Raw genomic sequence first — 26,305 nt, 5'->3', positions numbered from 1 at the left:
GTCGGGATCAGGCGGTTTCCAGTTCAGCCTTGGAAACGGTGCCACGTTCGATGCGATAACTGCCCGCCACCAGATCGGCGGAGTGGCTGTCATCAGACTCAGAGATCAGAACGCACAGCCCGCTGCTGCCAAGATCGGAAATGACTTCCGACAGGCGGCGTGACAGGACCGGTGCGACCCCTTCGAACGGTTCATCGAGCAACAAAAGATTGCGACCGGGCATCAATGCACGCCCGAGCGAGACCAGTTTCTGCTGACCGCCGGAAAGCTGCAGCGCACGGCGATCCCGGAACTGGGCGATTTCCGGCAGCAGGTCATAGACCCATTTCAACCGTTCCGCAGCGTCTGCAATACCGTTGGTCCAGGCTGGAAGAAGTATGTTTTCCTCGACCGTCAGGGACGGGATCAGACGGCGATCTTCGGGCATATAGCTGATGCCGGCTTTGGCACGGGCAAAGTCAGCCATCTTGCGCAGGTCCTGCCCATCAAAGGTGATGGTGCCCTGATCTGCGTCCAGAAGGCCCATGATGGCGCGCATCAGCGTGGTCTTGCCCGCCCCGTTATGGCCAATCAGGCCAAACATCTTGCCGGACGGCACTGAAAGCGAGACATCGCGCAGGATCGGGATATTACCGATCGATACATCGAGATTACTGATTTCCAGGGTCATGATGCGCCATTCCCTTGTTTGGTGGTGGGACGATGGCCGGTCACAAGATCGCGGACCTGCTGATCGGCCAGAACAGCCGCAGGTTCGCCATCTGCAATGATTTCGCCGCTATAGAATGCCAGAACGCGCGAGACATAGCGTTCGACCACATCCATGTCATGTTCGACAAACAGCACGGTCACGCTATGTTGACGCACGGCATTCATGACCGTATCCATCAGGTCGGTTTTTTCATCCACGCTGACACCACTGGTCGGTTCATCAAGCAGCAGCATCTGAGGATTGCCGATCAACGCCATGGCGATATCAACCAGTTTACGCGCACCCTGCGGAACGGCGGTTACCAGTGAATCGCGATAGTTTTCGACACCGAATTCCTTAAGGATTTCCTCAGCCCTGGCGATGCGGGCATCGCTGCGAAGGGGGCTTAGGAAACTCGGACGGGCGCTTTCGGCCGCAGCCAGCGCGACAATCAGGTTGTCGATCACGGTCATTTCCGGGAACAACTGCGCAACCTGGAAGGAACGCGCCATGCCGGCCCGCGTGATCGCACGCGGGGAATGGCCCATGATGGACTTGCCATTAAACAGGATCTCGCCGCGCGTCGGCTTGAGATAGCCCGTCACCATGTTGATGAAGGTCGTTTTACCAGCCCCGTTGGAGCCGATCACACCAACGACTTCACCCTTGTTGATCTGAACGTTCAAATCCTTTGCGGCGATGACCGCGCCGAATTCCTTGTTCAGCGAACGTGTTTCAAGAATGCAGGTCATGCCCGTTCTCCTGTTTTTTCACGGCTGACCAGGCTCCACAGCCCTTTGGGCAGGAAGATAATGACCGCAAGCAGCGTGAAACCGAGGATCATCTGCCAGGTATGGGGAACGAATTCGATGGCGTAGGTCCGCACGAACGAGAACACGATGGCCGCAATAAACGGTGCAGCCACGTGGCCCAAACCACCCAAAAGCGCGATGAAGACAAATTCGCCCGATGTGGTCCAATAGGCCATCTCCGGATCAACGTGGCCGGTGGCAAGGGCCGTCAGACCGCCGCCAAGGGCCGATACCGCCGCCGCAGCAACATAGTTGCCATAAAGCAACCAGCGCGGTGACAGACCAAGATATTCAACACGGACTTCATTTTCGCGAACAGCCTCGCAGATGACGCCAATGCCTGCCTTGGTGTAGCGATGGATCAGAACAGCAACGATCAGACCAGAGACCACAGTCATGGTAAAGACGGTGTGCTGGCTGCCAGCGCCCGCTTCGGGGGCCCAGCCAAACAGGGTCCAATCATGAACGTTAAAGCCGTCCGTGCTGCCCAGTTCCTGACTTTTGACAAGGACGCCAAACAGGATCATCGAAAATGCCAGCGACAGCATGGCAAAGAAGATTTCGCGATAGCGCGTCAGCAACAGACCCAACAGCATGGCAACAACGATTGCGACAAACATGCCAAGTGACAGGGCGGCAATCGCATCATGAATGCCAAAGAACTGGCCGCCCATGCCAACGGTGTAACCACCGATGCAATAGAACAGGCCCTGACCAAAGGATACGAGGCCGGAACGCATCTGCATGACGACGCCCTGGACGACAAGTGCCTTGGCCAGTGCGATGGTCAAAAGGAAGATCAGCCAACCCGGCGAAACGAAGCCGAACAGAACGCAGGCAAGCGCGATCAGTCCGAGCGAGATTTCAGTTTTATCAAGACGCATGTCAGATTTTCCTCGCCAAAGTACGGCCAAACAGGCCTTCGGGACGGAACGCCAGAACCAGTGACATCACGCCATAAATGACGAACAGTTCGAATTCAGGGGCATAGTGAACGGCGGCTGCACGGCTTAGCCCGACCAAAAGGGCACCAACAGCGGCCCCCCCGATGCTGCCAAGGCCACCGATAACCACCACGGCAAAGGCCAGAACGATCACTTCGATGCCGATCCCCGGCACGACAGAGATCGCAGGCGCAGTCAGCGCACCGGCAAGTGCACCCAGTGTGGTGCCCAGAACGAAGGTGATGGTGAACATCAGTTTCACGTTCACGCCCATGGCAACCGCGATTTCGCGGTCATGGATCACTGCACGCAGGACCTTGCCCTGATTGGTGCGTTCAAGCCACGCCCACAGGCCAAGCCCGAGCAATGCGGACACCCCGACCAGGGCGACGTCGTAATTGGAAACCTTGAGCAAGCCGAGCGATGTTCGCCCAAGCTCGGAGTAAGGCTGATAGGCGAAATACGGGCTGACACCCCAGACGATTTTCATACCGTCTTCAAGGATCAGAAGAAGGGCATAGGTAATGATCACCATCAGGATTTCGTCGCGGCCATACATGAGGCGCAGCAATCCGCGTTCGACGATCACACCGACAATCAGACCGGCAACCAGCGCGGCACCAACCAGCAACAAATAGCTGACCCATGCCGGGCCCATGCCATTGTTGAAATACCAGCCAACCAGTGACGCTGCCGAATAGGCGCCGATGGCATAAAAGCTGCCATGCGCCATGTTCAGGATGCGCATCACCCCGTAAATCACGGTCAGGCCGGCAGCCACAAGAAACAGCCACGATGCATAGATCGAGCCATCAATCAGGACGGCAAGAAGACTTGTCATCACAAATATCCAGTGTGCAGGGAAAGGGGCGGACATCCCAAGGGAGACGGGATGTCCGCAGGATCAGGAAGCTCTGCAAAACAGAGCGGACAACTTAGTTACACTTAGCGCCCGGGAAGCCGTCTGCGATCCAGTCCGCAGCAGCAACACCTTCCGGGGGTGTTACGCATTCGCCATCAAACGAAACAGCGTTCTTGATCGAGGCAACGCCATCTTCGTAGTGGTATTCACCATAGGTGATACCCTGCATGGCCTGATGACCATTGGCGCGTGCCATTTCAACCGTGCCCGAAACCGACTCAAAGGTTGCACCTTTCATCGCAGCAGCAAGTTGCTCTGCCGACGGGATTTCCTTATCGGCGACACCGGCATTCTCGGCGGCATATTTCAGACCAAGGATCGCCTGGGCCATCTTGGTTGCCGGATAGACCGGCTCAAGGTCATAGGCGTTCTGATAGACACCCTCAAACCAGGTGTTGAGTTCGTTGTCCGGGGCGAACTGGCCGAACGGGCCACGTGCGCCGATGATCATGCCGTTCGGGGCCTGATCCTTGTAGGTGGCAAAGGATGCTTCGCCGCAGGTCAGAAGGCCGGTTGCATCTTCAAGCAGGCCGCGTGCGTTTGCCTGCAGAACCAGAGCTTCCATGTCACCACCCCAGAAGGAGCTGTGAACGATTTCCGGGCGCTTCACGGACAGGGCAGAGATTTCTGCACCGTACTGACCCTGATAGATTTTCGGGAATTGCTCTTCGACGATTTCTGCTTCGGGCATCAGGACCGATGCAGCCGCGGTGAAGTCAGCCCAGCTGTCCTGACCCCAGGAATAGTTCTGCTGGATGCCGGCAAGACGGGTAACGTCCGGGCGGGTTGCCGCAAGGTAGCGAACAGCACCGATGTTATCGACAGATGCGTCAAGGCCGGTACGGAACATGTAGGCCGCGTCCGGGTTGTCAGCAAACAGGCGGGGAGTACCGCAATCATATGCGATGGTGAAGGTTTTCAGTTCTTCGGCAACCGGCGCAATCGCCAGGCAGTCGCCCGAAGAAACATAGCCGATGACAGCATCGACTTTCTGACGCTGAACAAGGTTGCGGTATTCTTCAACCTGCTTGGTTGCACCACCGGCTTCGTCGATGATCACGGCTTCGATTTCAGCACCATTGATGCCGATCTTGTCGTATGGTGCAGGCAGGTTGCCCTTGTTCAGTTCTTCAACAAGAACCTTGGCGGCATTTGCCGACGGAACGCCGAACGGACCAGCTGCCGGACCGGACAGGAAGGTCACGATCCCGACGCGGAATTTGCCGTTCTCAGCGGCCGATGCAGAACCGGCTGCGCCAGTTGCAAGGGCAAGCACTGCGACGCCCGATACAAGGTATTTGCTGAATTTTGATTTATTGTTCTTCACTATTTCCTCCCTTGGGAAAGGTCATGGAGTTGGCGGTGGAACTGCCTCCGACCCGCCGGCCACGGCATCGCGGCGACGTTTGACCATCTCTTTTGATGGTTTGAGGTCTTCGGCATCGTAGATCGCCCAGTTCCCCACCATCAGTTTCGATGGCGGAAAGTCTTCGTTGTGGACGACCGTGCCCACGGCTTGCGCCTGGACAATCTGGTGAGTTTCGGGATCGATATAGGATGCAAAGCCCGGCGGATCTTCGGGCAGGGCCAGTTGCAATCCTTCAAGTGCGGTGATGAGCGCGCGGTCATCGTCAACGCCACCAGCCTTTTCAATGGCGCGTGCAATGGCGATGATCCCGGTATAGGCGCCTTCGGCCGCATAGGTCGGATAACGCCCGGTCATGTCGTGAAACTGTTTGACGAACCGCTTGTTACGGCCGGTGTCGGGCCAGTTATTGTGATGGCGCGCCGACAGGATCAAACCCGGATAGGGCTGATCGCCAAGGGCCATCATCACATCGTAATTTGCACCGGTATCGAAATTGGCCAGACGGGTGGTTTCAAAGAAACGGGTTGATGCAGCCTGTTTGATAAAGGCGATGAAATCCCCGCCCCAAAGGGCGGTTACGACCACGTCGGCCTTTGCCGATTGCAGGGCGTTGATATAGATCGAATAATCCGGCTCATAAAGCTTCGGCCACAGATCGCCGACGGTCTCATATTCGACACCCAGTTCATCAAGGGCGAGTTGCAGATCCGTCCAGGAAACATGGCCGTAATCATAATCCGGTCCGACAAAGGCAAGGCGTTTCCACCCGGTTTCCTTTTGCAGATCGCGTAAATAGCGCGCACCGGCTGCCATTGACGTCCAGCTGTCATTGGTGACGCGGAAGTAATAATCGTGGCCGGCCTCGATGCTGAGCCGCGATGACGCATGATCGGTACCGACCATGATGATCTTTTCGTTCTTGGCGAGATCGCTCACGGCGTGGGCCACTCCCGATGACACGATGCCGCAGAAGAACTTGGCATTGTCATTGGTGATGAAATCCTGTGCCAGACGGACCGCATAGGATGCCTTTGATCGCGGGTCATCGGCGATGACGCGCAGATTGGGCACATCCAGGCCGGACTTTGCTTCGGCTTCGAGGTCCTGAAGGGCGATCTTGATGCCGGAAATACTGTCGCGGCCATAGGTGGCCGACCGTCCGGTCATCGGGTACAAACAGCCGATGACAGCATCTGCGTTCTGTGCAGATGCGCCCAACTCAAAACGTTCTGCCTGTGCGGTATTGGCCGCAAACAGTGCGAACGTGGCTACAATAATGGTGATGCACCCGGAAACCGGGTGTTTGAGCATCTCCATGACTTTCCTCCCTGCGAATGGTTGTTCCATCCGCGTTTGTACCTTTGTCTCGCTATTCCGCAAAGGCTGTGCCAGTTGCGAAATTTCGGCGCAAAGTCAGGAAAGCCGCGCGATTGACTGTTTTGGGCCAAAATCATGGAGCGGTCTTGAGCGCGAATTTGAGCGTTAGGCGCTCAAACAGCAAAACACCCTTGAGCGGAAACCGCTCAAGGGTGCATCGGAAATGCTTCGGGCTGGGGATAAGTTATTGCAGGCCCAGCCTTTGTAGTCGGCGTTTCAGGGCATGACGTGAAATACCAAGTATTTCTGCCGCACGGCCTTTGTGACCGTCGGCCTGATCAAGCGCATCTTGCACCAGATGACGCTCGGTGTTGTCCATACGGTCCTGCAATTGCGCATTACCATCCGAAACTCCGCCATGCAGATCATCCGGGTTATCATCCGTGACGTGGAATTCAGCCGGCAGCAGGTCCGGCGAAATCTGTTTGGACGGATAAAGAATGGTCAGACGCTCAATCAGGTTTTTAAGTTCGCGCACATTGCCGCGCCAGCGATGGTGGCGCAGCAGATCAAGGGTTGCATCGTCAAAATGGATCGGATGGCATCCTTCGGCCTTGGCCTGATGATCGGCGAAATGGTCGACCAGTTTGATAATATCCTCGCCGCGGTGGCGCAGGGCGGGGATATCAATGGTGATGACGTTCAGGCGGTAAAACAGGTCTTCACGGAAATTGCCCAACCGGACTTCCTCGGCAAGGTCGCGGTTGGTCGCGGCAATCACGCGGACATCGGCTGATGCGGAATGTTCGCTCCCGACCGGGCGATAGTCGCCGTTTTCAAGGAAGTGCAAGAACTTCGCCTGCAGCGCCAGCGGCAATTCGCCGATTTCATCCAGAAACAGACTGCCACCATCGGCAAGACGGACAAGGCCGGTGCGTTTCTGATGCGCGCCGGTGTAGGAGCCCTTTTCGGCGCCAAACAGTTCGCTTTCAATCAGCTGTTCTGGCAGGGCGGCACAGTTGACTTCGATAAAGGCGTTTGAAGCACGCGGGCTTTGGCCGTGAATGGCACGCGCAACCAGCGCCTTGCCGGTCCCGGACTCCCCTTGCAGCAGGATGCGGCTGGCACTGCTTTGTGCGACACGGTCGATTGTTGTGCGCAATTCGCGCATCGGTGCGCATTCGCCAATCAGACCGTTGGTCGGGACATTGCGCTTGCGGTGGTAATCAAGCTCAAGTGCGGTGCGGTTCTGATCAAGGGTGGTGTTGATCGTGTGGATCAGCTCATCAAGTTCGAACGGCTTGCTAAGGTAATCGGCTGCACCGAGTTTGACGGCCTTCACCGCCGCACGGGTATCGCCATGGGCCGAAATCATGATGACGGGCACGTCGATATCAAGTTTGCGGATGCTATCAAGGACCTCCATGCCATCGGCACCGGGCAGGCGCAGATCAAGCAGGATGATATCGAACTTGTTTTCACGGACTTGCAAAAACGCATCTTCACCGGAATGGACGCCGGTGACATCCATGCCTTCGGTACGAAGCGCAAAGCTTAGCGATCGGACGAATGATTCCTCATCATCGACGATCAGAATCCTGATCTGGCGGGGCATTTTTCGATGTTTCCTCCTTTGAAGTTTCCGATTTCGTTGCCGGGAACTTCAATGTGATTGTTGTGCCCTCTTGTGGGGCACTTTCAATATTGATTGAACCGTTATTTGACTCGACCAGTTGTTGGCTGATTGTCAGGCCAAGTCCGGTTCCTTTGCTTTTCATGGTAAAAAATGGCTGCACGACGTCAAGCAAATGCTCTTTGGGGATGCCCGAACCATCATCGGTGACGCGGATCTCGACCTGATCCTGGTGGCGCTCTGCGCGCAGGCTCACTGTGCCGCCGGGCTGACAGGCCTGAATGGCATTGATCCCGATATTCAGCAGGATCTGCAGCACCTGATCCGGGTCGACAAAGATCGTCAGGCGGGAATCGCCGCTGGTGTAAAACCGCACCTGGGCCTCTTCGGCGACCGGGGTCAGGACGCGCGACGACTGTCGGAACAGATCCCGTATTTCGGTTTCCTGCGGGCAGGCTTCACCCGGTCGGCCATAAGCCAGAAGATCATTCACCACGCGTGACAGACGATCAATCTGGTGGCCCATATCATCCAAAAGTGTTTTGCGCTCACCATCGGGTTCCTTGCGCACAAGGGCCTGAACGGTGGTTTTCATCGTCGCCAGCGGATTGCGGACCTCATGCGCGACACCGGTGGCAAACTGGCCCAGAACGGCAAGCTTTTCGGCGCGCACTGTCCGATCAATCAGGTCTTTAAGTTGCCAGGCCATGGTGTTGAAGGCCTTGGCAACCGTGCTGATTTCATCGCGACGGCGACCTTCGGGCAGGCGGTAATACAGATCGCCCGACGCAATACTGTGTGCCCCCTGAACAAGTGTATCGACCCGTCGCCGCAGGCTGCGCGACAGGGCAAAAAAGATCGCCAGAATAACCACAATGATGACGGCGGCTGTCACCGTCAGCCAAAAGCGCGTTTCATCAATCGGTTGCAGGATGGTGCCCGGTCGAACACTCATCACAAGGTTCCATCCCGGAAGGATGCTGGGGCCTTCGATCAGTTCACCAGTGACCTCGGTCGGGCGCCCGGTGGCATCAAGAACAATGCCGCCCGGCGTGCGCAAAAGCGGATCAATCACGCCCGACACCCCGGCACTCGCCAGAAGCTCGGTCAGGGATGCCAGACGCACATGCAGGGCCACAGACGTGTTCTGCCCCAAACCGGTATCGCGGATGTGGGCCCGCATCAAGATCCAGCCGGAATTGCCATTTTCGGGCAATTTGGGGCCGATAAACTCAATGCCTTCGTGCTCTACGCGCGGCAGGCCGGAAATATCCCAGCCGTTTTTCGACCAATAAGGCGGGCCGGATGCGGCTTGGCCTGCGACCAGACGATCAAGATTGTCGTACCAGTCAAAAAACAGCACACCATAAAGGTCGGGCGAATCTGCCTCCACCCGAAGCAGGGTCAGGGCCTCTTCAGCCTGTGGGGAGTTCGGCGCCTCAATAAAGGCCGGCAGGGCCGGGTGGTTTGACAGGGTGACCAGCTGATAGATGCGCGCATCAAGAAAGGCCGAAAGCTTGTTTGACGTTGCCGCGACCTGCGCGCTGAGCCGTTCGCCTGTCAGACGGTCAATCAGTTCATTGGAAAAGCGCTGATAAAAGAAGCTGAGTGCCAGAAGCGCGCACACGACAACACCGACCGATAACAAGGTATATCGGCCCACAAGGCTTAGTCGTTGGTTTCGGGACCAATGAAATCCGGTCACCGGGTGCCTCCCCTAGATGGGAACTTTCAAGACAATTCTAACCGCGGCTTGGCTCTTGTGAAAGCGCCGCTGCTTGTTAAGTTCCAGCTTCTTGTTGTGTAGAATTGCCGCAAAAATAGCAAGCTATCAAATAGGCGTCGCCAAGACGTGCAACATTGAAATACGCTCGGGGCAGCAACACAAACAGACTGAGAAGTTTTCAGTCTGTTTATTGATACTATTGGAATTTTCACGCTCATATCGTGTTTGGCCGCGTGGGTGGGAGTTTTATGTTCAGGCGGGGTATTTGCTTTTCTCACCCCAGCCAGTTCAAGGGTGGGGTCGGTCGTAGCAGACTGATTATCTTTCCGGACCTAAATCAAGTCGCGGCAAAGCGCCTTTTGCCCCTATCGATAATGTCGAGAGTTTTGCTCTGAGGTTTGCAAAGCGCTGTGACTTTAGATGTTGTTACGCGATCGACAGGCAAGGACTCCGCCCGACTCCTTCAGGCGAAAATGCGGCGGAACATAATCAGCAAAATTTTCTTTTCCGGCGATAACCTTTGGTTTTGAACGCTTTGCGCGAAAACCAAATGGTTGAAATATATTTCATGTTGACTCCCAAAATGGGATCAACCCAAATGAATGGTAGATATTTCGATCAATGAAATATCTACCATAAATAACATCGTGCGAACCAAGCCGTGTCGTGGAAAGCCCGGAAATGGTTACGCATTAGGGAGGATAACATGAAAATCAAATCAATGCTGCTGGGAACAGCAGCAGCTGCCTTTCTGACTTTCACGGCGTCTTCGGCTATGGCGCAAGAAGCTAAACAAAGTGCATTCCAGTGTGAACCCGGCGAGCTTTACGCGATGAACGTCATGGTCAGCGGCGTTGAATACTGGTTCCCGGTCTACGAAATGTTCAAGCAGGCCGCACAACAGATGGGCTGTGATACCGTCTATACCGGTACCCCGGAATATGACGTGAACAAGCAAATCGCGACCTTTGAGCAGGTTCTGGCACGTCAGCCAGCCGGCATCATGGTTCACCCGATGAACTCTGATCCGTTTATCGCGCCAATCAACCGTGCGGTTGAACAGGGTATTGCAGTTGTGACCTTTGCTGCAGATTCACCAAACTCCAAGCGTGCGGCCTACATCACCTCAAACAATGATCGCGAAGGTGCCGCTGCTGCGGACGCAATCGCCGAGGCAATGGGCGGAAAAGGCGAATATGCTGTTCTCGAAAACCCGGGTCAGGATAACCATGACCGTCGCGTTGCGGCCTTTATCGACCGGATGGAAGAAAAATACCCGGACATGAAGCTGGTTGCACGTGCAGCATCAAACCAGGATCCGACCAAGGCCTATAACGCGGTTCTGACCATGCATCAGGCCAATCCGAATTTGGGTGCAGTGTTTATGCCAGAGGCCAACAGTGCCCTTGGTGCCGCGCAGGCGGCAATTGAGACCAAAGCCGACATCAAGGTCATGACGGCAGACGTGAATGCCAAAATTCTTGATATGATCAAGGCTGGCGAAGTCTTTGGTTCAATCAACCCGAACCAGGGTATTCAGGGTTACATGGGCTTCATTTCCCTGTTCCTGGCGGCTCATCCAGAACTGATCGACCCGATGAACGACTACAAGCGTACGGGCAGCAACCCGATGCTGGTTCCCTATATCGATAATGGATATGCCGTCGTAACAGCCGAGAATGCTGACGATTTCTATTGGGAAGCATATCTCAAGCGTCGCGGTACCAAAGGTATCGAAGAATAAGGATATCCGCATCCGGTCGTTATCCCATAACGACCGGACGACCCTTCCTTTCGGTCCTCCCATTGTTTTCGGTTCGAAAGGAAGGGATGTCCTTCTTTCCATCGCAAGGCATCTGGTTCCATGCAGCCCATTCTAGAAGTTCACGATATCCATAAGTCATTCGGCCCCGTACAGGCACTGCGCGGTGTGAACCTGTCGTTGATACCTGGCGAAGTACATGCCCTGATGGGGGAAAACGGTGCGGGAAAGTCGACCCTGATGAATATCCTGAGTGGTGTATTCTCGCCTGATCAGGGACGTATTCATTTCAAGGGCCAAGACATCATTCTGCCCAATCCGGCCACAGCACAGGCGCACGGTATCGGCTTGGTGCATCAGGAAATTGCACTGTGTCCCGATATCTCGGTTGCCGAAAACATCCTGATGGCGGCGACCAATGCGCGGAGGTCGTTCTTGATGAATGACCGTGAACTGCGCGAACGTGCGACCAAGATCTTGTCGGATCTGGTGTCGATCCCGGTCGATGAAAAGGTCGGAAACCTGCCCATCGCAAGTCAGCAGATCGTCGAAATCGCCAAGGCATTGACCCTTGATTGCGATGTCTTGATCTTTGATGAACCAACCGCGGCCCTGACCGACAAGGAAGCGGATGCGCTGTTTCGCATCATTGCCGATCTGAAGGCACGCAATATCGGCATCATCTATATCAGCCATCGCATGGCGGAAATCTTTGCCATCTCCGACCGCATTACCGTCTTCCGTGATGGAACATTCATTGAAACACTCATGACCGCCGACACCACGCCAGATGCCGTGGCGACCAAAATGGTCGGGCGCGAAATCCTTAATCAGTTTCCCGCCAAGAACGACAACCGGGGCGACGATATCCAGCCCCTGATGTCGGTGCGTGACCTGTCAGATGACGGTTTCCTGCGCGATATCAGTTTTGATCTGCGCAAAGGCGAGGTTCTCGGCCTTGGTGGTTTGATTGGTGCGGGGCGCAGCGAGCTTGCCCATGCAATTTGTGGCTTTGGCAAAAAAACAGCTGGGCACATCACCATGCATGGTGCCGATTTTGCACCGAAAGATTATTCCGACAGCATCAAGAACGGCCTGGTTTATCTGTCAGAAGATCGCAAGGGATCGGGCGTGTTTCTTGATCTTTCGATATCGGCCAACATTTCCGCCCTCGATCTTGCGCATGTCAGTGCGCGTGGCTTTGTGCGTCAGCGCGTGGAACAAAACCGTGCCGAGGAACTTGGAAAATTGATGTCACTGCGCTGTGCGCATGTATCACAACCTGTGTCGTCACTCAGCGGTGGTAACCAGCAAAAGGTCGCCATTGCCAAGATGCTATCCGTGCAGCCGGACATCATCATTTTTGACGAGCCAACGCGCGGCGTTGATGTCGGTGCAAAAAGCGAAATTTACAGCATTCTTCGAAACCTGGCGGCAGATGGGGTCGGGGTTCTGGTGATCTCATCGGAAATGCCCGAACTGATTGGCCTGTGTGACCGCATCCTCGTGCTGCACGAAGGGTCCATTGCCGGCGAAGTCGAAGGCGAAACCATGACCGAAGAAGAGATCATGAAACTGGCTTCGGGGCTGGGGGGCCAAAATGGAAGTCCGGCAAAGAGGGGGGTGGCGTCATGACGATGGTCAAGGCACTGAAATCAGGAACCAAATCAAAAACTGAAACGACAAAACCGGAGACAACCACATTGGAAAACGGTGTGCACAACCGGATGCTTGGCATCTTCAAGGCCCGCGAAGCAGGGCTTGTGGCCATCATTCTGATCATCTGCATCGCAATGAGCTTTGCCTCGCCCTATTTCCTGACCTGGCAGAACTTCCGCGCGATGTTGCTGTCCTTCTCGATTGAGGGGATTGTCGTTGTCGGCATGACAATCCTGCTGATTGTCGGGGGCATTGATTTGTCGGTCGGGTCGGTTGTGTGCCTTTCAATGGTGATTGGCGGGAAGCTGTTCCTGATGGGGGTGGATCCCTGGTCTGCCAGTGTGATCGCGATCCTTGCGTGCGGTTTTATCGGTTTCCTGATGGGGCAATGTGTCACGCGAATAGGACTCCATTTCTTTATCGTGTCACTTGCCTTCATGGTGATCGCGCGCGGGTTGTCGCTTCTGATCACCAAGGGCACGCCGCAGTCGCTGTTCTCGCTGCCGCCAAGCTTCAAGTTTGTCGGACAGGGAGATATCGCAGGCATGCCGTTTGTGATCATTCTGTTCTTTGGACTGGTTATCTTTTTCGATCTGCTGCTGCGTCATTCGACGATCTTTCGCAAGGTCTATTACACCGGCAGTAACGAAAAGGCCGCGCTGTTCTCGGGCATTAAAACCAAGAACATCAAGATCTTCTGTTCGACCCTTTGCGGTCTGCTGTCGGGTGTCGCCGGTGTCGTCTATATGGCCCGTTTTGGCGCCGCGACACCGCAATTTGGCATCGGTATGGAATTGAGTGTGATTGCCGCGGCCGTCATTGGGGGCGCAAGCCTGAATGGTGGGGTAGGCACCATCTTTGGCGCAGTTTTGGGTGCTGCACTTCTGTCACTTGTGACCAGTTCGCTGATCCTTCTTGATGTGCCGGTTTATTGGCAGGACATCATCCGCGGTCTGATTCTTCTGGTTGCGGTTTCTGCAGATCACTTGCTGAACCGTCGCAAACGCAACACGTCGGCCCAATCGTAATCCAGGCGAGATAATAACAATGACGAACAGTACAGAATTCGAACGTCTGCGCCGTCTGCACAAAGTGCTGGTGATGTTCTATGAACAGAACATCTCCCAGGCCAAAATCGCAGAAATGACGGGCATTTCCCATACCACCGTCAACCGGTTGGTCAAGGAAGGTCAGGAACGTGGACTGGTCGAAATTACGGTCAAATCACCGTTTGGCAACATGACCGACCTTGGTGCAGTGATCGCGGAACTTGGGCGCATCGATAACGCGATTGTCGTGCCCGAAGTGTCGACCGATCCAAATATTACAATCAAATCAACGGCCGATGCTGCGGCAGCGGCCCTGTTTGAAAAGCTTGAAGACGGCATGACAATTGCCATTTCCGGCGGGGTCGGTGTCAGTGCGATTGTCGAGGCGATGAAACCCAAACGCAGCTACGACGTGACCGTCGTGCCGGCAACCGGTGGCGTTCAGGGCAAATATTACACCGACGTCAACCAGGTATCGATGGCGATGGCCGAAAAGCTTGGCGGGCGTGCCCTCCAGCTTCATGCCCCGATCATTGCAGGGTCGCGGGAAGCCCGCGATACGCTGCTCGATGTTCGCTCCATCCGTGACGTTTTTGATGTCGCGCGCAAGGCGGATATCGCGGTGATGGGCATTGGTTCGGTCCGTGCCAGCACATCGACCTATCTGTCACTTGACGAAGATATCGACCGGGAGGAAGTCCTGGCGTCCGGGGCATGCGGCGAATTGTTGGCACATGTGATCAACAAGGACGGTGCGCCTTCTGATTATTCGGGCAACGACCGTGTGGTTGCCCTTTCGCTTGATGAACTGCGTCAGATCCCGCACCGCTTTGCAATTGCCAGTGGACAACACAAGGCAGAACCGATTGCGGCCGTCCTGCGCGGTGATTTCCTGACGACTTTGGCCATGGACGAGCAAACCGCCTATGCGGTCAACGACATACTAAAAGGAGATGCCTGATGGCACAGCTTATTCGTGAAATTGGAAAATCCGGTGTTTCGGCATCTGCAATCGGGCTAGGTACCTGGGCCATGGGGGGCTGGATGTGGGGCGGTCACGACGACGTCAATTCCATCAAGGCCATTCAGGCATCGGTTGATGCCGGTGTGACCCTGATTGATACAGCACCGGCATATGGGCTTGGTCGTGCAGAAGAACTGGTTGGCAAGGCCATTGAGGGTCGTCGTGATCAGGTCGTGATTGCCACCAAATGCGGCATGGTCTGGGACACGGACAAGGGGAACTATTTTGTCGACGAGCATGACAAGAAAATCCACCGCTATCTCGGTGCGGAATCTGTTCGCAGCGAGCTTGAAACAAGCCTGAAGCGTCTGCACACCGATTATGTCGACCTTTACATTACCCACTGGCAGGACCCGACGACGCCGATTTCCGAAACCATGGGGGCCCTTCTTGATCTGAAAAAAGAAGGCAAGATCCGCTCGATCGGGATCAGCAACGTGAACGCCGATGAAATGAAGCAGTATCTGGCGGCCGGTCAACTCGACTGCATTCAGGAATGTTACAACATGCTCGACCGCCAGCTTGAAGATGAGCTGATCCCGCTATGTGTCGAAAATAACGTGGCGATACTGAGCTATTCATCGATGGCGCTTGGTCTGCTTTCGGGCAAAATCGGCCCGGACCGCGTGTTCGAAGGCGACGATCTTCGTCGTGAAAACCCGAAATTCTCGGTCGAGAACCGCAAACGTGTGGCCGACTTCATGAAGGTCCTTGATCCGATTGCGCGGGCTCACAATGTCGAACCGGGCCAGATCGTGATTGCATGGACCATCGCTCAGAAGGGGATCACGTTTTCACTTTGCGGGGCGCGTAATGCGACGCAGGCAATCGAAAATGCCCGCGCGGGTGAGGTGACGCTCAGCACGGATGAACTTGCCATCATTGACCAGGCAATAGCGGCCCATCTTGGCCCAGTTGCACGGGCTGCCTGATTGATTTTGTGATGACACAGAATTCACAGGAGACAGCAATCCCGCAACGGGCCACGGTTGTGGTCGTTGGGGGCGGGATCAACGGGATCAGTGTGTTCCGTGATCTTGCCCTGCAGGGGGTGGATGTAGTGTTGCTTGAACAGAGTGATTTCTGTTCCGGGGCCAGTGCCGCGTTGTCGCGGATGGTGCATGGCGGTTTGCGTTACCTTGAAAACGGCGAGTTTCGTCTGGTGCGCCAGTCCTTGCAGGAACGTGATTTTCTGCTGCGCAATGCCCCGCATTACGTCTTTCCGTTGCCAACGCTTGTGCCGATCTTTGATACGTTTCAAGGGTCGCTTGCATCGCTGAAACGTTTCATTGGCTTGGGCAGCGGTCCGTCACGTCGATCTGCCGTCATGATCAAGATCGGTTTGACGCTTTATGACTGGCTATCACGCAAAAGCCGCACGATGCCAGCCCATGAATTCGTCTCGCGCCGAAAGCTGCGAGATATGGCACCGGCACTTTCACCCAACGCCAAATTTGGGGCGATCTATTACGACGCCTGGGTGAAATATCCCGAGCGCCTTGGTGTCGAGATGATTCTTGATACTCAGCAAAGCTGTCCGAATGCGCGGGCCTATTCATATGTTGCAGTGGAAGACGTCAACGGTGCCGACATCCATTGGCGGGATCGCCTGACAGGCGAAACCGGGACAATCACGCCTGATCTTGTGGTAAATGCCACCGGCGCGTGGGTTGATTTCACCAACCTGGCTTTGGCCGGTGGTCAGGAAAACGACACGCCGCGTTTTGTGCGCGGGACCAAGGGATCGCATTTGATGATCCGCAATGACCAGCTGGCAAAGGCACTGGGCGATCAGATGGTCTATTACGAAAATGCCGATGGCCGGATTTGCATCGCATTTAACTATCTTGGTGTGTCGCTGGTCGGGTCGACCGACATCCTGATTGACGATCCGGAACTGGCACGCTGCGAAGCTACTGAAAAGGACTATATGCTCAGCGCCCTGCGCTTTGTGTTCCCGGACATCAAGGTTGCCGAGAAAGACATTGTTCATGTCTTCACCGGTGTCAGGCCGTTGCCCGTCAGTGATGCAGATGCGACGGGCAGAATAAGTCGGGATCATTCGCATCGGGAACAGGAAGCCAATGAAAAGCGGAACTTCCCGGTCATCAGCCTGATCGGCGGAAAGTGGACAACATTCCGCGTATTCGGCGAAGAAATTGCCGATGTCGTTTTGAAACGTCTGGGACGCAAACGCAATTGCAGCACAGTGAATATCAAGATTGGCGGCGGACGTGATTTCCCGATGTCCGAAAGTGACCTGGATGACTGGATCAGTGCAGAGCTGCTTGATCTGGAAATTGATCGTCCAACATTGGAACGTTTTGCCGAACGCTACGGCAGTCGGGCACGGGATGTTGCGCGCTTTTGCCAGTCGGGGGCGGACAAGCCGCTTGCGGCTGCACAAACCTATAGCCAGCGCGAAATTGAATTTCTTGTTCGCAACGAAAAGGCCCGCAGTCTTTCCGACATTCTGTTGCGCCGGACCGCAATCGGTCTTGAGGGCGGGATCACGCAAAACCTGATCGAAGAAATTGGCAAGTTGATGTCGGACATTCTGGGCTGGTCGGCATCGGAACTTGATCACCACAAACAATTGCTGCGCGACGAGCTCGGCAAAAAACACAGCATTGTCTGAATAACAATCCCGGGCCACCGGGGATAGAGGAGGTATTATGTACGTAACCAAGAAAGTTCGTTTGAACCGTTTGATGAAAAACGGCCGTTGCCTTGATGTCGCGATTGATCACGGCGTGTGTAATGAACCAAGCTTCATGGTCGGTCTTGAAGACGTTGAGGCCGTCGTCAGGTCGCTGGTGGATGCGGGCCCGGATGCCATTCAGATGAACTACGGGCAGTCCGATGTGTTGCAGACCTTGCCGGGCGAAAACCGTCCGGCATTGGTGATGCGTGTTGATATGGGGAACCCCTATAACAAGGAACGCCATCGTGCGATGTGGGCTGTCATGCAAAATGAAACAGATCCGATCCTGCCGGCCCTGCGGATGGATGCGGCTTGTGTCGTGGTCAATCTGTTCATGCTGCCCGATGAGCCGGACCTGTTCCGTCAATGCGTCCAGAACATCTCAAAGCTTGGCAATGACTGCGAAAAATACGGTATGCCGCTTATGATTGAGCCACTGGTCATGCAACCCAACAGCGCACGTGGCGGGTATCTTGTTGATGGTGATACCGAAAAGGTCACCACACTTGTCCGTCTTGCCCGTGAACTGGGTGCCGACATCATCAAGGCGGATCCGACCGACGATCCCAACGATTTCCATCATGTGGTTCAGGCGGCCCGCTGTCCTGTTCTCGTGCGTGGCGGTGGCAAGGCCGAATTGCGCACCGTGTTTGATAACTCGGCAGCCCTGATGGCGCAGGGCGCACACGGGATGGTCTATGGGCGCAATATCTATCAACATGACAATCCCAAGGCCGTTGTTGCGGCCTTGATGGCAATGATTCACGAAGGGGCAGATGGTGCTGCTGCGTGGGACATTTACAGCGGGTTTGAAGGTTAACGCAGATGGGACGTTATTTTCTTGGAATTGATGCGGGCAACACGGTCGTAAAGTCCGTGTTGTTTGACGCCGCGGGATCCGAAATTGCCCATGCCTGCCGCGAGGCGGTTTCACATTGTCCGCATCCGGGGTTTGTCGAGCGCGATATTGACCAGCTTCGTCATGACTTGATGGCCGTGGTGACAGAAGTCGTCCAGAAAGCCGGTGTCGAGACCAGCGACATTGCCGCAATTGGCAGTGCCGGGCATGGCAATGGCCTGTACCTTTTGGGTGCAGGTGGCAAGGCGCTTTTGGGAATTCAGTCGCTTGATACGCGGGCCAACGCACTGGTCGATACCCTGACATCGGAGGGCGTCGGGGACGTTAGCTATCCAATTTCCGGTCAACGGCCCTGGGTGTCACAAACGCCGACCTTGTTGGCATGGATCAAGCGCGAACGCCCTGAAATCTATGCCAAAACGCAGACTGTCTTGCTGTGCAAGGATATCGTGACCCATGCCCTGACCGGCGAGCTTGTCAGCGACATTTCGGATATGGGGGGATGCGGCATGTTGCGTATGCCCGAAAATGTCTATGACGATGGCTTGCTTGATGCGTTTGGCATTGGTGATGCGCGTAGCAAGCTTCCGCGCCTTGCAAAGCCAAGCGAAATCGTTGGTCACGTAACCGAAGCAGTCGCGCGTGAAACCGGCCTGTGTGCCGGGACGCCTGTGGTTGCGGGCTTCTTTGATGTGATTGCAAGTGCGCTCGGCTCAGGTGTTGCACGACCGGGCCAGGCTTCCATGATCATTGGCACCTGGAGCATCAATCAGATTATTGTCGAGAACATTGATTTCACCAACGAGAACGAGATTTTTATGTCATCGGGCTATGCCGATGACCGGTTCATGTCGATCGAAAGCTCGGCGACATCGGCCGTCAATCTTGAATGGCTGGTGCGAGAATACCTTGAACATGACGCCGAGGTTGCCGCCGGGAAATCGCCCTTTGAACTGGCCAATGAACTGGTCAGCCAAAGTGCATTTCGTGAAGACGGGCCGTATTATCATCCGTATCTGTACGGGGCGCCGGGCAATGGTACTGCGCGCGCCGGGTTCTTCGGGGTTGGTGGTTGGCATGGGCGTGGCGACATGTTGCGCGCAATCTATGAAGGCGTGACCTTTGCCCACCTTAACCACATGGACAAGCTGCGTGCCACGGGGGTCACCTTTGACAAGATCATCTTGTCAGGCGGTGGGGCACGCAGCAACATCTGGCCACAGATCATCTCAGACATTCTTGAACTGCCCCTGACTGTGGCGAAATGTCAGGAAACCGGGGCGTTGGGCGCTGCCATGGCAGCATCCGTTGGCGTCGAGATGTATCATGATTACGCGCAAGCCGCTGACAAGATGGTTCAGGCGGACCGTCATTACAGTCCAAATGCCGATGCCAGTGAAATTTATCGCAAACGGTTTGCCACCTGGCGCGAACTGGAACAGGCCATGCTGCCATTCTGGTCGCGCTTTGCCGCCGCCTGTTAGCGCGTGGCTGACGATTGCGTCGTCCTTGACCCTGTCAGAGCCAGCGGCCTGACAGGGTCCCGTTTCTTGATCTTCTGACGATACCGCCCTGCGGTGTGGGGCTGGGTTTGTGTGCCGTTCGGGCATCGCGGAGAAAACAGATGTCGTTCGACAATGCATCCTTTGACTACATTATTATTGGTGCCGGATCCGCCGGGTGCGTTCTGGCCAATCGGCTAAGTGCGGATCCACGCAACAGTGTTTTGCTTATCGAAGCCGGGGGCAAGGACAGCTATCCGTGGATCCATATTCCGGTCGGCTATCTGTTTTGCATCGGCAATCCCAAAACCGACTGGCTTTATAAAACGGCTGCCGAAAAAGGTTTGGGTGGACGCTCCATTGCCTATCCGCGCGGGAAGGTGCTGGGCGGGTGTTCCTCGATCAATGGCATGATCTATATGCGCGGACAGGCCGCTGATTATGATCGCTGGCAATCACAAGGCGCGACTGGCTGGGGCTGGAATGATGTTTTGCCCTATTTTGTGAAATCCGAAAATTATCACGAACTGGCAAACGGTCATGGCAACCACGGTGAACTGCGTGTCGAAAGACAACGCCTGCGCTGGGATATTCTTGATGCGGTCCGCGATGCGGCCGAAGAAATCGGCATTCCCAAAACCGATGATTTCAACGCCGGGAACAATGAGGGATCGGGCTATTTCGATGTGACGCAAAAACGCGGCGTTCGCTGGAGTGCCGCGCGTGCCTTCCTGAAGCCTGTCTTGTCGCGACCCAATCTGTCGGTGATGACAAAGGCCACAGTGGTGGGCCTCGAAACTGAAGGCGCGATTGCACGGGGCGTGACCTATCAACGCGGTGGCAAGACCAAAACAGTACGGGCCAACCGCGAGGTCATTTTGTCCGCGGGTGCAATCGGAACGCCGCAAATCCTCAAACTGTCTGGAATTGGGCCAGGGGCAGAGCTTTGCGATCACGGCATTACGGTGAAACATGACTTGCCCGGTGTTGGCGAAAACCTTCAGGACCATCTGCAAATTCGAACAGCCTTTCGCGTCCAGGGGGCGAGGACACTGAACGAGATGCAGTCAACCGCACTCGGCAAAGTTAAGATTGCGCTAGACTATGCCTTGCGGCGGCGTGGGCCGATGGCGATGGCACCTAGCCAGTTGGGCATCTTCACAAAGTCTGATCCGGCTTTTGAAACACCCAATATCGAATATCACGTTCAACCGTTGTCACTTGATAAGTTCGGGGATCCCTTGCACGATTTTCCAGCAATCACGGTTTCGGTTTGCAACTTGCGTCCGACCAGCACCGGACGTGTCACACTGACATCGCGGGACCCGAATGCTGCGCCACATATTGCGCCAAATTACCTCAGTACAGACCAAGACCGGCAGGTTTCCGTGCAGTCAATTCGCCATGCCAGAAGGTTGATGGCGACCAATCGTATGGCGCAATTCTGTCCGGTTGAATTTGCACCAGGCGCGGAAATCACATCAGATGAAGCCCTGGCCGAGGCGGCCGGAAAGGTCGCAACGACAATCTTTCATCCGGTCGGAACCGCCAGGATCGCGCACAGGGATGACCCGATGGGTGTCGTTGATCATCGCCTGCTTGTTCGCGGCTTCAGCAACTTGCGGGTCGTCGATGCGTCGGTAATGCCGTCAATTGTTTCGGGCAACACACATGCCCCGGTTGTCATGATTGCAGAAAAGGCAAGTCAGGCAATACTCGAAGACCAAAAAGGCTAGGTCTGCGGTAAGTTGATTTGTGCGGGGGAGCTTCATTCACCCCATCGACATCACCGCTTGCCCCCAACATTCCTGCCAACTTTTCAGTTGGGGCTGGTAAATGCGTTGCGGGCTTTGCTGGTGGCCAGTGCAACTGCACCCCATTCCCTTGCCTGATCAAGGCAAGCCTGATAGCGCGTGCTCTGGGATGCGGAAAGGCGGCCCGCCAGCTCGCTCCAAATCGCAACCCCATAGGTCGCGGCACTGATTTGCATATAGTCGTGGGCGAACTTTTCCGGGGTGTCGCTGGTGGTGATTTCCGAGGTCATCTGACGCCAGTGTTCGAGAAGTTCCGTCGCCAGAGTGATGTCGCTGTCGGACGCGGCAAGCAATTCGCCAATCCATGCGTCAAAGGCCTTGGCACTCGCGCCATCCTTGTGGCGTGTCAGTCGGCCGGCAAGCGTCAGCGCATGGATGCCGTTCGTGCCCTCATAAATCTGGCAGATGCGGGCATCACGCAGTGTTTGTTCGACCCGGTATTCACGTAAATATCCATACCCGCCAAGAACCTGTATGCCGATATGGGCTGCCTCAACCCCGGCATCGGTGCAGAACGATTTGCAAATCGGGGTCAGGAATTCGACAAGGTCGGAATGTGTGTCTGTCTCCATCAGGGCAAAGGTCTTGTAGGCCATCAGGCGACCTGTCATGGCCAGTATGTCCTGACGGGCAAGCTGGCGCGCAATATCGCGATGCTGATCGATTGCAATCGGTTGCCCACTGGCGCGATCCCGGCCCTGTTTGCGCTCTGCGGCGTAGCTTTGGGCAATTTGATGGGCGCGCGCCGCATGGGCCACCCCCTGTAAGGCGACATCAAGGCGCGCATGGTTCATCATGGTGAACATGCACATCAAGCCCTTGCCAATCGGTCCAATCGGCGTTGCGGTTGCCTCGTCAAACGCCAGTTGGCAGGTGGGGGAGGCATGCAAACCCATCTTTTCTTCGATCCGGGTGACCGTAACAGCGTTGCGGTCGGTCTCGCTCGAATGTGACGGACAAAGAAAAAGCGTCAGGCCCCGCACGCCGTCTTCACGGGTGCCGGTCCGGGCCAAAACCAGATGCAGGATTTCATCGCTCAGGTTCTGATCCCCGCCGGAAATAAAGATTTTCTCCCCGCTCAGTACCCAACTTCCGTCCTCTTGTTGGGTTGCAATCGTGCGGATATCCGAAAGATCGGACCCTGCTTGCGGTTCGGTCAGGCACATGGTGGCAAGGTGGCTGCCCGATGCCAGCTTTGGCAACCAGGCATGGCGTTGTTCATCCGTGCCAAATTTGGCAATCAGTCTGGCCGCACCCGGCACAAGTCCGGTGACCATCTGAAAGGAATGGCAGGCCCCTGCCAGTATCTCGCTGATCGCGCCACAGACGGTGGCGGGGGCACCCTGACCATCAAATTCCTCGGCCAGTGATATCGCCTGCCAACCCTGTTCGACATAGGCCTGATAGGCATCGCTGAAACCCGATGGCATCCGGACCCGTCCATTTTCGATCCGGCAACCTTCCTGATCGCCCGGTTCGTCAATCGGGGCGATCACGTCTTCGGCAAAGCGGGCAAAATGATCCAGAATCTCACGGGTGATTTCCGCATCAAACCCGTGTTCTGCGGCTCTGCTTTCATCGCCGGTTACAGACAGGGCAAACAGAATATCTTCAGTTGGGGCTTTGAAGGGGATCACGATGGCGTCTCTCAGACTTGTGTTTCCTGGCGAAGGGTCAGGCGGATAACCTTGTCTTCAGACAAGGCGGCCTTGACCGCGTCCGGCACAGGAACTGCTGCCAGACTTGCCGGGTTGTCCGGGCTTGCGCGCCCCCAAACACGGGTTTGCGATCCTTCAAGCAAGGTTGTTTCGCCCAGCGTGAACCGATGGGAAAGATCAAATGATTTCCCACCCCAGCGTGACACTTCGACATGATGCTCAATCAGGTCCCCGACCCGTGCGGGTGCCATGAAGCTGGCGTCACCGCGCACCAATGGCGTGCCGCGAAAATCGGGATCGTTTGCAATCATGGTCGCAAGATCGAACCCGGCCACCGACAGCAAGGCCAGAAGGCCACCTTCCATCCAGTCATAAAAGTTGGGGTTGTAGACAATCCGGGCCGGATCGCAGTGACCCCATTCAACACGGATTTCTCGGGATAGTCGCAGCATGGGCGTAACCTGATCTGAAAGTTATTTAACCTGTTGAATCCGGATCAGCATCCGGACCAGAAGATCACGTTCTTCTGGGCTGAAATCTTCAAGAAGCTTTTCCTCGTGCCTTTGAACGGCCAGACTTGCCTCGTAAAACAGGCTGACGCCTTTGGTGGTTGTTCTAAGGGCATAGACCCGACGATCCGTCGGGACCTTGTTGCGTACGATCAACCCCCGTGATTGCAATTCATCGACCATCACCACAATGTTGGATCGCTCCATCGAAAGGGCGCGTGCAAGATCGGTTTGGCTGATGTCCGGGTTCTCGTTGATGATAGCAAGCGCACTGAAGGTCGTTGGTTTAAGGTCAAGATGCGTCAGGCTGGCGACGAAATCGCTGTGCAACGACATATAAGCGCGTTTGAGGTTGTATCCGACAAACCCGCGCAACGGGCTGTCTGTTGACAAGTCCGTAAGCTGCGTATCCTGATCTGCAGTCTTTTTCTTGTTTGCGTGCAAGGGTTTCTCCATTTGTTGGCCAGGCTAACCTGTAACAATATCAACAAGCCAGAATGTCAGGGCAGGAAACGCAACAATCACCGCGATGCGCAGGCATTCAACGATCAGGAATGGCACAGCCCCGCGAAAGATCTTGCGTGTCGGAATGTCTGGTGCCATTGCCGATATCATGAACAGGTTCAAGCCTACAGGTGGTGTAATCATACCCAATTCAACAACGATTAGGGAAATGATACCGAACCAGATCGCCTGGTGCGTCGGATCCATGCCAAAGTCCATCGCCATAAAGGCGGGGAAAAATACCGGAACCGTCAACAGGATCATCGACAGGCTGTCCATAATGCAGCCCATAATGATGTAAAACAGAATGACGGCCAGCAACACAGTCATCGGCGCGATACCTGCCGTTCCGACCCACTCGGCGGCCATTGTCGGAACACGCGTCAGGGCAAGCGCCACGTTGAAAAGGTCCGCGCCAAAGATGATCGCAAAAATCATGGCAGTGGACCCGGCTGTTTCAATCACACATTCAAACAAACCCTTGGCCGTCAGACTGCGCATCAGAAAACCGGTTAGGGCAATCAATACAACACCGACTGACGCCCCCTCGGCCGGGGTAAAGACACCGCCATAAATGCCGCCAAGAACGGCAATGAACACCAGTGCAATATGCCAGATTCCGCCAAGCGATTTGATCCGTTCGCGCATGGGAACACCGGGATGGGCGGGGCCTTCTTCGGGGAACAGGCGCACATACACCCCGATCGCCAGAATGAAACCCAGTACTGCAAGAATGCCGGGAACCGTCGCAGCCAGAAACAGTTTTACGATGTTCTGTTCAGTCAGCAGGGCATAAATGATCAAGACAACCGACGGCGGGATCAAGATACCAAGTGTGCCGCCCGCAGCAAGCGTGCCCGCGCCCAACGCGCCGGAATAACCATGCCGGCGCATTTCCGGCAGTGCGACCTTGCCCATGGTGGTCGCGGTGGCAATGGATGATCCACAGATTGATCCGAATGCCGCGCAGCCTGCAACCGATGCCATCGCCAGACCCCCGCGCCAATGACCAAGCCAGGCATTGGATGCGGTAAAGATTGCTCTGCTAATGCCGGTCCGGGTCGCAATTTGCCCCATCAGGATAAACAGCGGGATAACAGCAAGGTCATAGGAGATGTATTTGTCTACAATCGCAGTCTTCAGATAGGCCGACAACGGTAGCCACCCCGACAGAACCACATACCCGCCGGCGCCAACGATGGCCATCGCCAATGCAATAGGCATGCGCAAGAAGATAAGGACCATCAGGACGATGACCATGACGATGCTGATTTCAACCGGACTCATTTCAGGGTTTCCGTTTGGGAATTATTGGGATCGGGTCGCGCAAACTGTTCAAGTGCGTTCGACAACGCAGTCAGGGATGAAAGTCCAAGTCCAAGCAGTGCGAACCCGTAGACGATCCATGTGGGCATTCTCAGAAGCATACTGCGGTCGTTATACTCATACATATCAATCAGGCCGTATGCGACGCGCCACGTGATGATAACCCAGGCAAGACAGAACAGGGCTTCCCACACTTGATCAAGAAGCTTGCGGGTCCGCATGGGGAAAGCCATGCTGAAAATATCGACCATGACATGGTTGCCCTTGCGCTGGCACAACGGCAAAAACAGAAATGCGGCTATTCCGCATCCCATTTCGACGATTTCAAAGTCACCACGAATACCGCCAATGCCGATATATCGCATCACAACCGACAGCGTGACGGTAACCGCCACGCCAACAATCACCGCCCCGGCAATTGCCGCAGCGGCAATGCAGGCGCGATCAACAAACTGGCCAAGGGATTGAATGGGCGCGGCAAGATTGCCGCGCCCATTGTGATCACGGGTGGATCCTGACAT

22 protein-coding genes are annotated in these 26,305 nt (G+C 55.4%); 9 read left to right on the top strand and 13 right to left on the bottom strand.

Features of this window, described 5'->3' with window-relative positions; all coding sequences use genetic code 11:
* Positions 1-7: 7 nt before the first annotated feature.
* The 8 genes from B2R48_RS12585 to B2R48_RS12550 form a co-directional block, all read right to left on the bottom strand.
* Positions 8-670, bottom strand: a complete 663-nt coding sequence (locus B2R48_RS12585) for an ABC transporter ATP-binding protein (RefSeq protein WP_063089116.1) — start codon at positions 668-670, stop codon at positions 8-10.
* Positions 667-1,443: an ABC transporter ATP-binding protein gene (locus B2R48_RS12580; RefSeq protein WP_297000892.1), complete on the bottom strand. Its 777-nt coding sequence runs from the start codon at positions 1,441-1,443 to the stop codon at positions 667-669. The genes B2R48_RS12585 and B2R48_RS12580 overlap by 4 nt, the downstream gene beginning before the upstream one ends.
* Positions 1,440-2,387 (bottom strand): branched-chain amino acid ABC transporter permease, encoded by a 948-nt coding sequence (locus B2R48_RS12575; protein WP_297000889.1) that lies wholly within the window; start codon positions 2,385-2,387, stop codon positions 1,440-1,442. Before B2R48_RS12575 ends, B2R48_RS12580 begins: the two co-directional genes overlap by 4 nt.
* A gap of 1 nt (position 2,388) precedes the next feature.
* A complete protein-coding gene (locus B2R48_RS12570) occupies positions 2,389-3,288 on the bottom strand; it encodes a branched-chain amino acid ABC transporter permease (protein ID WP_008889930.1) in 900 nt (299 codons plus the stop codon).
* Between the two features lie 94 nt (positions 3,289-3,382).
* Positions 3,383-4,696 (bottom strand): ABC transporter substrate-binding protein, encoded by a 1,314-nt coding sequence (locus B2R48_RS12565; RefSeq protein WP_297000887.1) that lies wholly within the window; start codon positions 4,694-4,696, stop codon positions 3,383-3,385.
* 21 nt (positions 4,697-4,717) lie between these two features.
* Entirely contained in the window at positions 4,718-6,085 is a 1,368-nt protein-coding gene (locus tag B2R48_RS12560; protein ID WP_297000884.1) for an ABC transporter substrate-binding protein, read from the bottom strand.
* 214 nt (positions 6,086-6,299) lie between these two features.
* On the bottom strand, positions 6,300-7,670 hold the full coding sequence (locus B2R48_RS12555; protein WP_062955838.1) for a sigma-54-dependent transcriptional regulator: 1,371 nt from the start codon (positions 7,668-7,670) through the stop codon (positions 6,300-6,302).
* Entirely contained in the window at positions 7,636-9,393 is a 1,758-nt protein-coding gene (locus B2R48_RS12550; RefSeq protein WP_297000880.1) for a sensor histidine kinase, read from the bottom strand. Before B2R48_RS12550 ends, B2R48_RS12555 begins: the two co-directional genes overlap by 35 nt.
* Before the next feature lie 727 nt (positions 9,394-10,120).
* On the opposite strand from B2R48_RS12550, the gene B2R48_RS12545 reads away from it, so the two are divergent.
* From B2R48_RS12545 to B2R48_RS12505, 9 genes are all read left to right on the top strand, one after another.
* The gene (locus tag B2R48_RS12545; RefSeq protein WP_062955863.1) at positions 10,121-11,158 is read left to right on the top strand and encodes a substrate-binding domain-containing protein; all 1,038 of its coding nucleotides are present in this window, start codon (positions 10,121-10,123) and stop codon (positions 11,156-11,158) included.
* A 120-nt stretch (positions 11,159-11,278) separates the two neighbouring features.
* On the top strand, positions 11,279-12,811 hold the full coding sequence (locus B2R48_RS12540) for a sugar ABC transporter ATP-binding protein (protein WP_297000872.1): 1,533 nt from the start codon (positions 11,279-11,281) through the stop codon (positions 12,809-12,811).
* Positions 12,808-13,863, top strand: coding sequence for an ABC transporter permease (locus B2R48_RS12535; protein WP_232310636.1), 1,056 nt, complete (start codon positions 12,808-12,810; stop codon positions 13,861-13,863). Before B2R48_RS12540 ends, B2R48_RS12535 begins: the two co-directional genes overlap by 4 nt.
* A gap of 19 nt (positions 13,864-13,882) precedes the next feature.
* Entirely contained in the window at positions 13,883-14,845 is a 963-nt protein-coding gene (locus B2R48_RS12530) for a sugar-binding transcriptional regulator (RefSeq protein WP_062955861.1), read from the top strand.
* Positions 14,845-15,840 carry an aldo/keto reductase gene (locus B2R48_RS12525; protein ID WP_297000866.1) on the top strand — a complete coding sequence of 332 codons (996 nt, stop codon included), beginning with the start codon at positions 14,845-14,847 and terminating at the stop codon, positions 15,838-15,840. The genes B2R48_RS12530 and B2R48_RS12525 overlap by 1 nt, the downstream gene beginning before the upstream one ends.
* An 11-nt stretch (positions 15,841-15,851) precedes the next feature.
* Entirely contained in the window at positions 15,852-17,546 is a 1,695-nt protein-coding gene (locus B2R48_RS12520; RefSeq protein ID WP_297000862.1) for a glycerol-3-phosphate dehydrogenase/oxidase, read from the top strand.
* 37 nt (positions 17,547-17,583) lie between these two features.
* Positions 17,584-18,432, top strand: a complete 849-nt coding sequence (locus B2R48_RS12515; protein ID WP_297000858.1) for a class I fructose-bisphosphate aldolase — start codon at positions 17,584-17,586, stop codon at positions 18,430-18,432.
* Positions 18,433-18,437: 5 nt separating this feature from the next.
* Positions 18,438-19,955: an FGGY-family carbohydrate kinase gene (locus B2R48_RS12510; RefSeq protein WP_297000854.1), complete on the top strand. Its 1,518-nt coding sequence runs from the start codon at positions 18,438-18,440 to the stop codon at positions 19,953-19,955.
* A gap of 140 nt (positions 19,956-20,095) precedes the next feature.
* Entirely contained in the window at positions 20,096-21,709 is a 1,614-nt protein-coding gene (locus tag B2R48_RS12505) for a GMC family oxidoreductase (protein ID WP_297000851.1), read from the top strand.
* A gap of 83 nt (positions 21,710-21,792) precedes the next feature.
* Here B2R48_RS12505 and B2R48_RS12500 read toward each other — a convergent pair whose 3' ends face one another.
* Genes B2R48_RS12500 through B2R48_RS12480 form a run of 5 tightly spaced genes read right to left on the bottom strand, consistent with a single transcriptional unit; the run spans position 21,793 to position 26,305 of the window.
* On the bottom strand, positions 21,793-23,424 hold the full coding sequence (locus B2R48_RS12500) for an acyl-CoA dehydrogenase family protein (RefSeq protein ID WP_297000849.1): 1,632 nt from the start codon (positions 23,422-23,424) through the stop codon (positions 21,793-21,795).
* An 11-nt stretch (positions 23,425-23,435) separates the two neighbouring features.
* A complete protein-coding gene (locus B2R48_RS12495) occupies positions 23,436-23,897 on the bottom strand; it encodes an acyl-CoA thioesterase (protein WP_297000847.1) in 462 nt (153 codons plus the stop codon).
* Between the two features lie 21 nt (positions 23,898-23,918).
* Complete coding sequence (locus tag B2R48_RS12490) at positions 23,919-24,398, bottom strand: MarR family winged helix-turn-helix transcriptional regulator (RefSeq protein WP_198157161.1); 480 nt, start codon at positions 24,396-24,398, stop codon at positions 23,919-23,921.
* A gap of 24 nt (positions 24,399-24,422) precedes the next feature.
* Positions 24,423-25,745: a TRAP transporter large permease gene (locus B2R48_RS12485; protein WP_213474108.1), complete on the bottom strand. Its 1,323-nt coding sequence runs from the start codon at positions 25,743-25,745 to the stop codon at positions 24,423-24,425.
* Entirely contained in the window at positions 25,742-26,305 is a 564-nt protein-coding gene (locus tag B2R48_RS12480; protein WP_297000840.1) for a TRAP transporter small permease, read from the bottom strand. The genes B2R48_RS12485 and B2R48_RS12480 overlap by 4 nt, the downstream gene beginning before the upstream one ends.

Source organism: Thalassospira sp. UBA848 (genome assembly GCF_002295455.1).
GTDB lineage: Bacteria > Pseudomonadota > Alphaproteobacteria > Rhodospirillales > Thalassospiraceae > Thalassospira.
This window is presented reverse-complemented; position numbering and strand designations above follow the sequence as displayed.